Annotated in this window: 13 protein-coding genes and 1 tRNA gene; 3 read left to right on the plus strand and 11 right to left on the minus strand. The window is 64.8% G+C overall.

Annotation, left to right across the window (positions count from 1 at the left end):
* Nucleotides 1–48 precede the first annotated feature (48 nt).
* The gene (locus RMO18_RS20035) at nt 49–228 is read right to left on the minus strand and encodes a hypothetical protein (RefSeq protein WP_309668285.1); all 180 of its coding nucleotides are present in this window, start codon (nt 226–228) and stop codon (nt 49–51) included.
* A gap of 121 nt (nt 229–349) precedes the next feature.
* Here RMO18_RS20035 and RMO18_RS20040 point away from each other — a divergent pair, with 121 nt between their 5' ends.
* Nucleotides 350–1,018: a VTT domain-containing protein gene (locus RMO18_RS20040; protein WP_309668286.1), complete on the plus strand. Its 669-nt coding sequence runs from the start codon at nt 350–352 to the stop codon at nt 1,016–1,018.
* A 33-nt stretch (nt 1,019–1,051) separates the two neighbouring features.
* Nucleotides 1,052–1,681, plus strand: coding sequence for a glutathione S-transferase family protein (locus tag RMO18_RS20045; protein WP_309668287.1), 630 nt, complete (start codon nt 1,052–1,054; stop codon nt 1,679–1,681).
* 71 nt (nt 1,682–1,752) lie between these two features.
* On the opposite strand, the gene RMO18_RS20050 is transcribed toward RMO18_RS20045, so the two are convergent.
* From RMO18_RS20050 to RMO18_RS20065, 4 genes are all read right to left on the minus strand, one after another.
* On the minus strand, nt 1,753–4,080 hold the full coding sequence (locus RMO18_RS20050; protein WP_309668288.1) for a Tex family protein: 2,328 nt from the start codon (nt 4,078–4,080) through the stop codon (nt 1,753–1,755).
* Between the two features lie 31 nt (nt 4,081–4,111).
* On the minus strand, nt 4,112–5,725 hold the full coding sequence (locus RMO18_RS20055; RefSeq protein WP_309668289.1) for a DUF2235 domain-containing protein: 1,614 nt from the start codon (nt 5,723–5,725) through the stop codon (nt 4,112–4,114).
* A 145-nt stretch (nt 5,726–5,870) separates the two neighbouring features.
* A tRNA-His gene (locus RMO18_RS20060) sits at nt 5,871–5,947 on the minus strand.
* Nucleotides 5,948–5,992: 45 nt separating this feature from the next.
* The gene (locus RMO18_RS20065; protein WP_309668290.1) at nt 5,993–6,880 is read right to left on the minus strand and encodes a helix-turn-helix domain-containing GNAT family N-acetyltransferase; all 888 of its coding nucleotides are present in this window, start codon (nt 6,878–6,880) and stop codon (nt 5,993–5,995) included.
* A gap of 152 nt (nt 6,881–7,032) precedes the next feature.
* Between RMO18_RS20065 and RMO18_RS20070 the strand changes: the two genes are divergently transcribed.
* Nucleotides 7,033–7,245, plus strand: coding sequence for a DUF6324 family protein (locus RMO18_RS20070; RefSeq protein WP_309668291.1), 213 nt, complete (start codon nt 7,033–7,035; stop codon nt 7,243–7,245).
* A gap of 40 nt (nt 7,246–7,285) precedes the next feature.
* Here RMO18_RS20070 and RMO18_RS20075 read toward each other — a convergent pair whose 3' ends face one another.
* The 6 genes from RMO18_RS20075 to RMO18_RS20100 all read right to left on the minus strand — a co-directional run.
* Entirely contained in the window at nt 7,286–7,747 is a 462-nt protein-coding gene (locus tag RMO18_RS20075) for an MmcB family DNA repair protein (RefSeq protein WP_309668292.1), read from the minus strand.
* Between the two features lie 300 nt (nt 7,748–8,047).
* Nucleotides 8,048–8,362: a hypothetical protein gene (locus RMO18_RS20080; RefSeq protein ID WP_309668293.1), complete on the minus strand. Its 315-nt coding sequence runs from the start codon at nt 8,360–8,362 to the stop codon at nt 8,048–8,050.
* Between the two features lie 67 nt (nt 8,363–8,429).
* Entirely contained in the window at nt 8,430–9,152 is a 723-nt protein-coding gene (locus RMO18_RS20085; RefSeq protein WP_309668294.1) for a peptidase, read from the minus strand.
* A gap of 28 nt (nt 9,153–9,180) precedes the next feature.
* Nucleotides 9,181–9,987 (minus strand): transglutaminase family protein, encoded by an 807-nt coding sequence (locus RMO18_RS20090; RefSeq protein ID WP_309668295.1) that lies wholly within the window; start codon nt 9,985–9,987, stop codon nt 9,181–9,183.
* The gene (locus RMO18_RS20095; protein ID WP_309668296.1) at nt 9,987–10,937 is read right to left on the minus strand and encodes an alpha-E domain-containing protein; all 951 of its coding nucleotides are present in this window, start codon (nt 10,935–10,937) and stop codon (nt 9,987–9,989) included. The genes RMO18_RS20090 and RMO18_RS20095 overlap by 1 nt, the downstream gene beginning before the upstream one ends.
* Nucleotides 10,938–10,941: 4 nt before the next feature.
* A partial coding sequence (locus RMO18_RS20100) for a circularly permuted type 2 ATP-grasp protein (RefSeq protein WP_309668297.1) occupies nt 10,942–11,461 on the minus strand: 520 nt, incomplete at its 5' end.

An 11,461-nucleotide genomic window follows, 5' to 3' on the forward strand; every position in this document is an offset into this window, starting at 1 on the left:
ACAGGTCTGCCCGATGCTGATCCGGGCGCATCACTTCTCGTGCCTCCCCTACCCCGTCAGGATCGGATGCAACGCGTCTGTCTCCAACAGGATGAACCGGAAGAATGCCTCGATCCGCGGCGTGTCGCGCTGGTCCGGACGCGCCAGAATCCGCCACGCCCGCATCAGCGCGGCTAAAGGGCCAAGGACACCCACCAGATCCGCCTCGGCATCGCCCAGAGCCGCCACCCCCCCGGCCTAGCGATTTTACCAAACCGCTTGACGCCTTCCAGGCCGCCGAAGGCAGGATAGACCCCAACACTCTGCTCTTGACTGTCGGCACCCGGTGATGGATGCCAGCCCTATTCCAATGATCAGTGCCAAGCCCCTTTTCACCAAACGCCGCCTTGTCGCGGCTGGCCTCGTCCTCGCTCTGGTCGCAGGGCTGGCACTGCCGTACCTGATGATGGACACGCACCCGGTGTTCAGCGAAATCTGGCTGCGTGACCGTCTGAGCAACCTTGGTCCCATCGGCCCCATTGCGCTGATCGGGATCATGGCGCTGGCCATCGTCGCCAGCCCAATTCCCAGCGGCCCCATCGCCGTTGCCGCCGGGGCGATCTACGGCACGCTCTGGGGCGGGGTCTTCACCATCGCAGGCTCACTCCTTGGCTCCTGCATCGCGTTCGCCGCCGCCCGCTACCTCGGCTTCGACGCGATCCGCACCTCGGAAAACCGCGTTCTCAGGGCCATCGCCGCCCCCCGGTCGCAATGGTCGCTGATGGCCATCGTCTTCGCCTCGCGCCTTATCCCGTTCATTTCCTTTGACGCGGTCAGCTATGCCGCCGGCGTCACTGCCCTGACCTTCCTGCGGTTTGCTGTTGCCACCCTCCTCGGTATCATCCCGGTCTGCTTCATCCTCTCCGCCGTCGGGGCCGGAATGAACGACGCGGAAATGAGCTGGCCACTGCTCGCCATCCTTGGCGGCGTCACGCTGGTACCGGTTGTTGGCAAGTGGCTTTGGGACAGGCTACGCTGACACCGCAACCTGATCCCCCGCAAGGCACCTCCTATGATCCTCGTCGGCCAATACGACAGCCCCGTCACCCGCCGCATCGCCATCGCGCTGCACCAATACGGCATACCCTTCACGCGCGACATCCGCTCGATCTTTGGCGATGCAGCCGCAATCGGCCAGATCAGCCCCCTGACCCGCATCCCCGCCCTGGTGCTTGATGACGGCGAGGTGTTGATCGACAGCGCCGCCATCCTCGACCACCTGGATGAACAGGCAGGCGACGCGGCCCTGATCCCCGCCTCCGGTCCTGCGCGCCGCCACGCCCTGCAGATGACCGCCCTCGCCCAGGGCACCCTGGAAAAGGCCGCCGCCGTAGTCTACGAGCGCCATTTTCACGCCCCCGAACACCGCAGTACCGACTGGCTGAACCGCTGCCTTGGCCAGACGCGCGCGGGCCTGGACGAACTTACCCGCCGCCTGGCCGCACCTTACGCCTGCGGCCCCGCGCTGACCCATGCCGATGTGATGATCACCACCCTCATCTGGTACATGCAGGACCGGATGGATGAAGCGCTTTCCCCCACTGCCCACGCGCCGCTTCTGGCGCTCGCCGAACATTGCGAAACCCTGCCCGCCTTCCGCGCCGCCGCCCTCAGCGATTTCGAGAAGATGCCCCGCCGGTAACACCGGTCCTTCATCTGTCCCCAAATATCCCACGGGAGGTCTGGAGGGTGTGAAACCCTCCAGTCCCGACCTTACCGCCCGAACTTGCCCTTCAAGGCATCGCCAAATGCGGTGTTCGAAGACGGCGCCGGTTGCACTGGCACCACCACCCGCGCCTTCACCGGAACCGGCCCGCGCTCGCGCACCGCCTCGCGCTTGCTCGCCGCCTCACGCTCGCGCACCGCCTCGCGCGCCTCGGCACTGCCGGATTTCATCGTCAACCCGATCCGCTTGCGCGCCACATCCACTTCGACCACCCGCACCTTGACCACATCGCCTGCCTTCACCACGGCATGCGGGTCCTTCACAAAGGCATCGGCCAGCTGGCTCACATGCACCAACCCATCCTGGTGTACCCCCACATCGACAAACGCGCCAAAGGCCGCAACGTTGGTCACCGTGCCTTCCAGCAGCATCCCAGGGCGCAAATCCTTGATATCATTCACCCCGTCCGCAAAGGTCGCGGTCTTGAACGAAGGCCGCGGGTCGCGCCCCGGCTTTTCCAGCTCGGCCAGAATATCCTTCACCGTCGGCAACCCGAACCGCGCATCGACGAAATCCCGCGGCTCCACCCCCTTCAGTACCGACGGGTCGGCCATCACCGACCGCAAATCCCGCCCGCAGGCGGCCACGATCCGCCGCGCCAGATCATAGGCCTCAGGGTGCACGGACGACACATCCAGCGGCTCCTTGCCGCCCGTCACCCGCAAGAACCCTGCCGCCTGTTCAAATGCCTTCGGCCCCAGCCGCGCCACCTTCAGCAACTCCCGGCGGCTGGCAAACGGCCCGTTGGCCTCACGGTGGCTGACAATCGCCTCGGCCAGCCCCGGCCCCACGCCCGACACCCGCGCCAAAAGCGGCGCCGACGCGGTGTTCAGATCCACCCCAACCGCGTTCACCGCATCTTCAACGACCGCCTCCAAACTGCGCCCCAGCCGGTGCTGATCGACATCATGCTGATACTGACCGACGCCAATCGCCTTGGGTTCGATCTTCACCAATTCCGCCAGCGGGTCCTGCAAGCGCCGCGCAATGCTGACTGCCCCGCGCAAGCTCACATCCAGCCCCGGAAACTCCTTCGCCGCCAGCTCCGACGCCGAATAGACCGACGCGCCCGCCTCCGACACGATCACTTTCACCGGCTTCTCCCCCGGCAGCACTGCCAGAACATCCGCCACCATCTTTTCGGTCTCCCGGCTTGCCGTGCCGTTGCCGATGGAGATCAGCTTCACCCCGTGCCGTCCGATCAGCCGCGCCAGCGCCACCTGCGCGCCGCGCAGATCATTCTTCGGCTGGAACGGATAAACCGTTTCCGTCTCCAGCACCTTGCCCGTGGCATCAACCACCGCCACCTTCACCCCCGTGCGGATACCGGGATCAAGGCCCATCGTGGCCTTGCCCCCGGCGGGTGCCGCCAGCAGCAGATCTTTCAGATTGCGCGCGAACACCCGGATCGCCTCGGCCTCCGCCCGCTCGCGCAGATCGCCCATCAGGTCCAGCGTCAGGCTGGTGCGCAGCTTTACCCGCCAGGCCCAGGCCGCCGCCTCACGCAGCCAGGCATCGCCCGGCCCCCGCGACCCGGTGCTCAGCGCGGCACCACAAGCCCGCTCGCAGGGGCTTTCGCCGCGCGCCGCCTCGGCGTCGATCTCCAGATCGACGTTGAGAAACCCCTCGTTGCGCCCGCGCAGCATCGCCAGCACCCGGTGGCTTGGCGCGCCGGCCCAGGCTTCGGTATGCGCGAAGTAATCCGAAAACTTCGCCCCCTCGATCTGTTTGCCGTCCACCACCTTTGCGCTCAGCTTTGCCACCCGCTTCATGTGATCGCGCAACCGCGCCAACAGCGTCGCGTCTTCGCTCAACCCCTCGGCTACGATGTCGCGCGCGCCCTCCAGCGCCGCCTTGGCATCCGGCACCGCCTCGGTCACAAACCGCGCCGCCAGCACCATCGGCTCCGCCGCCCGGTCCGCCAGAATGGCATCCACCAGCCCCTGCAAGCCGTTTTCGCGCGCGATCATCGCCTTGCTGCGCCGCTTCTGCTTGTAGGGCAGATAGATGTCCTCAAGTTCCGCCTTGGTCACCGCCCTGGCAATCGCCGCCCCCAGCGCATCGGTCATCTTGCCCTGCTCGGTGATTGACCCGGCAATCGCCCCCCGCCGCGCCTCCAGCTCGCGCAGATACACCAGCCGCTCGGCCATATTGCGCAGCTGGGTGTCATCAAGGCCCCCCGTCGCCTCTTTGCGATAGCGCGCGATGAACGGCACCGTAGACCCCTCGTCCAGCAGCGCAATCGCGGCGCTTACCTGCGCGGGCGCGGCGCCGATTTCGGTGGCGATGGTCTGCGGTATGCGGGCAACGGTCATGCGAATCCTCAAAGGCTTGGGAACGCAAACCCTACTGCCCCCCGCCCGAAGTTTGAAGCGCGCCCTCGGCCTGCGGCACAGGCGGCACCCGCCAAAGCCTGCCGGACGCGTCGCGGATCTTGCTGGCCATCCGCGCATTCACCCAGAATACCGCAATCAGCAACAGCGCCACCGCCAGATAGTACCGCCAGTCCGCAAGGATCACCCCCGGCGCCCCGGACACAGCCCCCGTCACCACAGATATGCTGCAAGACAGCACCGACCCCGCCGCCTCGCAGCAATCGCCATAGAGGCTGCGGATCAACGGCAGAACCAACGCCACAAGGCCCGCAATGGTGATCCAGTTCGTCTTGCGGCGCAGCCCGATCAGCCGGTCGATGACCGCCGCCGCATCGCTGTCACGCTGCAGGCTCCCCGGCTGGCTTTGGTCGCTTTTGTTCATCGCGGCCACCCGGAACGCGGCTGGCAGGGTCAGCGGCGCATAGCCGTCCGCCCCTTCCAGTATCTTGCGCACCGCAGCCAGATCGACCAGTGGCTCGCCGCCAAACTCCGGCCCCGCCAGTATCGGGCGCGGGCCATATCGGTACAGCATCGCCAGACCGTCGCGCGAATCGTTGATCGGCGCCTGCGGGTACAGCCGCGCGCGGTACCGGCCAAGCGCCGCCTGATCAAAGCGCAGATCCGGTGACACTTCGTCCACCATCCACAGCATCGGCTCAAACGCGATCTCGTCATTCGGATAGCCGCCACCCACATCCGAATGCACGCCGGGAAACCAGCGTTCGTGCAAATCAGGCTCGGGCAACCCGTCTGGCCGCAGTCCTTGCTGAAAGCGCAGCGGGTAAAAGCTCCGCCGCTCCTCATCCAGCGCCAGCGCGTGCCGCACCCGGCGCACCACCGGGCTGCAGCGGAAATTGCGGAACTGGATCGGCCAGATCAGCCAATTCACCACGCTGCGCAATTCGTCCACCGGCAGGCCATAAGCCTCGACCGTATCGAACACCCCCATGAACGTGATCGGCACCTGCCCCGGCTTGCGCGCTTCGGGCAACGCGGCGGTCACCGCCGCGTGCTGGCGTTGCCCCAGAACCCAGCGTTTGGCCGCAACCGCCCCGTCGCGCAGCCCCCGCACCACCGAAATCAGCGGGTTCATCCGCAGCCAGCCGCCCTCGATCAACGGTGCCGTCATCTTGCGATACGCCCGCCACGCCGCCATCGCGTTGCGGTCCATCTCGGCTCTGGTCACATCCTGCGGCATCAGGCCCTGCCGTGCCACCAGCGCGGCCAGCGTGCGCACCGTAAACGCCCCGCGACTGAAGCCGAACAGATAGATCTCGTCGCCGTCCCGCCAGTTCAGGCACAAGAACCGGTACAGCTTGCGCACGTTCGACGGCACGCCAAGCCCCGTCGCGCCGTCAAAATACCGCAGCACGCCAATCGACGACGTGCCAACCCCCTGAATATAGCGCGCAATCTGCAACGGCTGATCCGGCCCCTGCGTCTTGTCCAGTGCTTGATACATCCGCCAGATGTTTGATTCCTGCTGGCCAAAGGCGCTGCCGGTGCCATCGGCAAAGATCACCAGCTTCTTGGCCGTCGGGTTGGCCGCTGCGGCACCATCGGCAGGTTCAATCCGGTCTTGCATGACCCTCTCCTCCGGGCGCGAAAGGCCCTTGTCCAAATGACTGTCGGGCGACAATTGCCCCTGTAATTGCGACAGGATGCCACGCAATCGCGCGCAGGCAAGGAAAACCTTGCCCAAACGCTGTCAACTGGCCTTGGGTGAGTGATGGTACCGACGCCCCGGCTCGAACGGGGGACCCCTAGATCCACAATCTAGTGCTCTAACCAACTGAGCTACGTCGGCACTCGGGGGCGATTTAGCCCCGCGACCCCGGGATTGCAAGCAGCTTCACAAGTCGCGTTCCCAAGCCTGTGTCACCATATCCTGCCCGAACGACTGCACCGGGTGCGCCTCGGTCAAGCGAAAGCCGTTTCGCGCGTAAAGCCGCCCCGCGGCCCGGTGGCTTTCATGCGTCCAAAGCCGAATCGAGGTGAACCCTGCCCCGCGCGCAAAGTCCAGGGCCGTCTCCAGCATCTGCTGCGCCAGCCCAGTGCCACGCTCGGACCTCTCCACCAGAAACAGGCGCAGCTTGGCGACCTTTGGCGCTTCTGCCACGACAAAGATCGATCCCAGCCGCAGCGTCGCGCGCGCCGCGATCCAACCCCGCTCCCGCGCCGGATCATGCTGGCGCAGAAAAGCCCCGAGGATCTCTGCCACCAGCGCCTCGAACGTAACATCGAACCCTTCGTCTTCAGCGTAAAGCGCGCCATGCCGCTCGATGATCCAGCCGGCATCACCGGGCGCCAGATCGCGCAAGGCAATCTCGCCCCGTCCCAGCGCCGCCTCTGCCTCGGCAAGCGTCCTGGCAACCACTTCGGCCCGCGCGACTGGAATCACCTCTGCCAGGGCCGCGCGCGACGCAGCGCGCAACTCTGCCACCACCTGCCGCCCCGCTGCCGTCAGCCCCAGATCGCGCACCCGCGCATCCACCTCCGAGGGTCGCCGTTCCAGCCAGCCGCGCCGCCCGAACCCGGCCAACACGCGGCTCACCTGCCCTTCGTCCAGTCCCAGCCCCAGCGCCAGATCGCGCGCCCGTGGCGGCTCCGTCGCGTCAAGATCATGCAGGATGCGCACTTCGGTCAGCCCCAGCCCGGACCCCAGATAGTTGCGCGACAACAGCCCAAGATGCCCGGTGTAGAACCGATTGAAAGCCCTGATCCGGTCGATCGAATCCATCGCACACTCCTTCGCCGGTGCAGGTGCAGGTGCAGGTGCAGGTGCAGGTGCAGGTGCAGGTGCGACAGATTAGTTGATTCTGTCAAGTTATTCTCGCTTGCAGCCTTGCCCTCAAACCGATACCTCCCGGCCACTCAGCCGGAGAAACCGAAATGGGCATCGACAAGCAAAGCGACATCGCGGCCAATATCCAGATCGGCCCGACCGACCATGGCATGGTCCGCATCTATATCGAGGCCGAAGGCGGGATCGAGCTGCCGCTGGATTTCGATCCGGAAGAGGCCGATGAGATTGCCGAGGAGCTTCGCGCCGCCGCCGAAGCCGCCCGCGCGATGGGCGACAAAGGCCCGAAGAAAAAGCGCTGACCGGCCCACGCATCCGCCCTTCAACTGCGAACCGCGCAGATCAGACGGCCCACACCCCGCCCATAGGGTCGCGCAACCCCTGCAACCGCGACGCCGCATGCCGCGCAAAACACCGCAGCACCGCCTTGCGCCGCCCCCCGGCCAGCGACGTCTCCGGTCCCATCCGCACGATCTCGGCGTCATAGGCATCCGCAAGGATCAACCCGGTACCCTCCGGCAGCAGCTCAACCGGAAACTCCGCATCCACTGCCCAGAAAAACCGGTCGCACCAGTCCAGATAGCCCTGCCACTTGCGGTCTGCGGCAAAATCGGCGCGGCCGGATTTGCACTCCACCACCCAGATCTCGCCCTTGGGACCCAGCGCCATCACATCGACCCGCAGGCCGGGCGCGGGCACCAACTCCTCGACACAGACAAAGTCGAACGACCGCAATCCCCGGCACACCCCGCGCTGCAAACGCTGGCCGGGCAAGACATGCAGGGTGTCGGTTTGCTGGTACATGCCTTAACATGAACCAAACATGAACATCTGGCAAGCCTTGCGGCAAGCTCCGATGCGACCTATGTTGGTTCTTGGCGGGTTCTGCTCTTCTCGTGCGGGTCTCTTTTCCAGTGGCCGATAAGCAACCGAAAGGGCGCTGGCTCTGACCGGATCTTGGTCCTGTTACCTGGTACCCACCTGAAACCTCAGGCTCTCGGGAAAACTCCGGCTTTCACGGTTGCTGCGGGCCCGCCACCCTTTGCAACAAAAACAAAAAAGGCCCGCCAAACGGCAGGCCTTGCGTAGCGGGTTCTGGTGCCATCAGCGCCGGGTTTGCCGGGTGTCGTTCGCCACGACCTCAACCCGGATCGGGATCATCCGCGAGTGGTCGCGCAAACCGCCGCGCGGGCCGTCATTCTCGGCCATCCCCATGATCGCAGCCGCGAACTGCACCGCAGAAAACACGATCCCGTTAAAGAAGACCAGCATCGACACCGCGATCCAGCCAATGTCGGACCCCATCACCAGATGCCCGATCCCCGCCACATCCTGCCACACCAGCAAGCCGGTAAACGCAGCCGCCACCGCAAAGCCGATGGCCACACTCTGGATGTAAAGACGGACGAGTTTCGGCATCACGATCTCCTCTTGTTCCTTGAAGTTAGGTCGCCATCCCCGCCTTGCCAAGGGGCCAGCCCGATATTCACACCACGATGCGCGAAAATCCGTCACGCAGCGCGGTGGACCACGCCTCGCTCATCGCGCGAAACGCCTCATCCCCCGCCTCGATCCGGCGTTTCTGGGTTACCCGGCAGGCGTCACGCTCGATCACGCACATATCCAGCGGCATCCCAACCGACAGGTTTGATCGCAGCGTCGAATCCATGCTCAGCAGCACCGCCTTTTGCCCGTCCACCAGGCTGGTTGACGGCTTCACCACCCGGTCAAGGATCGGCTTGCCGTATTTATGCTCGCCGATCTGCAGAAACGGCGCGTCCTCGGTGGCCTCGATGTAATTGCCTTCTGGATAGATCAGGAACATCCGCATCGCCCCGCCACGGCGCTGCCCGGCGACAATCATGCTGGCGGTGGCACCCTGCATCGCGCTCAGCTTTTCGTCGATCTCGCCCCGGACCACGGCCAGCATGCCGCCGACAATATCAGCCACCTTCAACATGGTGGGTGCCAGCATGATACTGCTGTCCGGCGTTGCATCCGGGTCTTCAATGGCTTCGCGCAACCGCGCGATCGTGGTCTGTGACACCGACAGACTGCCCGCCGTCATGATCACGATCACCCGCTCACCGGGGTCTTCGAAGGTGAACATCTTGCGGTAGACCGAGATGTTGTCGAGCCCCGCATTCGTCCGCGTATCTGACAAAAGCACCATGCCTTCGTTCAGCATCAGGCCCACACAATATGTCATTCTTCGTCCCCTCAGTCCGCAGCGAACCCTATTGATTCTGATTCAGGATCGCAACGGTCACATCCAGTTCTTCCCGCCCGCCGCCGCGCGCAATGCCACGGATCGGCGCTGCATCCTGTGCGTCGGCCCCCGATCCAAGCCGGATGTAGCGTGCGTCCGGGCAACAGCGGTTGGCCGGATCAAACCCGACCCAGCCCAGCCCGGTCACGAACACCTCGGCCCAGGCATGTGCGGCTTCATGCGCCGTGCCCGCCGCATCGGCAAACAGATAACCTGAAACATAGCGCCCCGGCATTCCCTTCACACGCGCCAGCGCGATCATCGCATGCGCATGGTCTTGGCACACGCCCTCGCCCAAAGCCAACGCCTCGGCGGCGGTTGTATGGGCGCTGGTGACCCCCGGCTTGTAGGCAATCGCATCCGACACCGCCCCCATCAGCGCATGCGCCAAAGCCAGCGGATCGTCCGCATTGACCGATTGCGCCAGCGCCGCCAGCGCCTTGTCCACCCGCGTCGGCCCGGTGGCGCTGATATAGCAGTCGGGCTTGGCCACCTCTTTGTGGCCGCGCAGGACGCCGCTCATATCCTCCGTGTCCACAATGCCGCGGACGGTCACGGTCACCTGGCTCACCGGCCCGGCCACCGTCCAACCCTGAACCAGATCCCCGGCACCGTCGCGAAACTCTGCCCCGCGCGTGCCACCCGATACGGTGATTGCCCAATCCACCGCCTTTTGGCCCTGAAACACCGATGGCGTCAGACGGTGGCTTTGCACCACCGACCGCACGGGCCGATCGTAATTGTAGTGGGTGACGTGATCGACGCTCAGCCGCATCAGCGCATCTCTCCGCTCAGGTAGGCATCATGGATCGCGTTGGCCAGCATCGCCGTGTTTTCGATGAACCGCGTCAGATATTCATGCAGACCCTCATCGAAGATGCCATCCACCGTGGTGGCCTCGATCCCCGCCATCAACGCACGCGCCTGCACCAGCGCCGCAGTCTCGCGCCCATAGGCTTTCGCCAACCGGCCAAGGTGATTGGCCATGCCCGCAACGCAGGTGGTCAGCGACCGGGGGCATTGCGGGTTCAGGATCAGAAAGTCGGCGATCTTGCCCGCCGTCACCTCGCCACCGTAAGCCCAGTGAAACGCCCGGTGCGACCCCATCGCGCGCAACAGCGTGGTCCATTGATAGTTGTCGAGGCCAGATCCGATGAAATCCACCCGTGGCAGCAGCACGTAATACTTCACATCCATCAGGCGCGCGGTATTGTCGGCCCGTTCCAGATAATAGCCGATGTTCAGAAAGTTATAGCCGTCGTTGCGCAAAAGCGTTGCGTCAATCGCGCCCCGCACCATCGCCGCATGCTGCATCACCCAATCCGTCAACCGGCTTGAGTCCAGTTCCGACCGGGGCCGCCGCTCCAGCGCCTTCAGCTCCTGAAACGCGGTGTTCAGCGCGTCCCAGACCTGTGTGGTCAACGCGGTTCGCACGATCCGCCCGTTTTCCCGCGCCGCCGTGATGCAACTGGCCACCGAAGACGGGTTGTCGCGGTCAAAGAACAAATAGCTTTCAATGTTGCGCTGCACCGGGTCGCCGTATTTCCTGGCAAACCCCTCGGCCATCCCCGAAGCCTGCAACAGGCTGTCCCATTCGCTGCGATAACCATGCACCGACGGGATCAGGCTGATCCGGCTGCCCACCTCCAACAGGCGCGCCGAGGTATCCGCCCGCTCCATGTAACGCGCCAGCCAGTACAGATTGTCCGCGGTCCGGCTCAGCATTGCGTCATTCCGCCAACACCCAGGTGTCCTTCACCCCACCCCCCTGCGACGAATTCACCACCAGCGAGCCGTCCTTCAACGCCACCCGCGTCAACCCGCCCGGCACCAGCTCGATCCGCTCGCCGACCAGGCAATAGGGCCGCAAATCCACATGTCGCGGCGCCACGCCTTCTTCGACAAAGGTCGGCACGGTTGACAGCGCCAGCGTCGGCTGCGCGATGTACTTGTCCGGGTCGTCGATGATCTTGGCGCGAAACGCCTCCACCTGCGCGCGGTCAGCCTTGGGGCCGACCAGCATCCCGTAACCGCCTGACCCGTGGACTTCCTTCACCACCAGATCGCTCAGGTTTTCCAGCACATACTTCAACTCATCCTGCTTGCCACATTGCCAGGTCGGCACATTGTTCAGGATCGGCTCTTCGCCCAGATAGAACCGGATCATTTCCGGCACATAGCAATAGACCGCCTTGTCATCGGCCACCCCCGCCCCCGGAGCGCTGCAGATGCTCACCCCGCCCGACCGG

Source organism: Tabrizicola sp. (assembly GCF_031377265.1).
GTDB lineage: Bacteria > Pseudomonadota > Alphaproteobacteria > Rhodobacterales > Rhodobacteraceae > JAUYQR01.